Origin of the sequence: Psychrobacter sp. GW64-MNA-CIBAN-0177 (assembly GCF_040309585.1) — a bacterium.
GTDB lineage: Bacteria > Pseudomonadota > Gammaproteobacteria > Pseudomonadales > Moraxellaceae > Psychrobacter > Psychrobacter okhotskensis.
Genome location: NZ_JBEOOY010000254.1, coordinates 1 through 271, shown reverse-complemented (window position 1 = coordinate 271; position 271 = coordinate 1). Strand labels below are relative to the sequence as shown.

The following is a 271-nucleotide window of genomic DNA, read 5'->3' as shown; positions in this document are numbered from 1 at the left end:
CGCCTACAGCAAATGCTGAGTTTGGTAATGCTGCCAGCGTATTAGTGGGCGACTTTATTTACACTCGTTCATTTCAGCTTATGGTTGGCCTTGGTAAAATGCAGGTAATGCAAGTGCTTGCAGATGCAACTAACATTATTGCTGAAGGTGAAGTATTACAGTTAATGAACTGTAATGACCCCGACACCACTGAAGCGAGTTATATGCAGGTTATTTACTCTAAAACCGCTAAGCTATTTGAAGCCGCGACAGGCCTTGCGGCCATTATTAC

The 271-nt window shown here is 43.5% G+C and carries 1 protein-coding gene; it reads left to right on the top strand.

Annotation, left to right across the window (positions count from 1 at the left end; genetic code table 11):
* Nucleotides 1-271 (top strand): polyprenyl synthetase family protein (locus tag AAEY79_RS14980; RefSeq protein ID WP_352289198.1); only part of this gene is annotated, 271 nt, incomplete at both ends.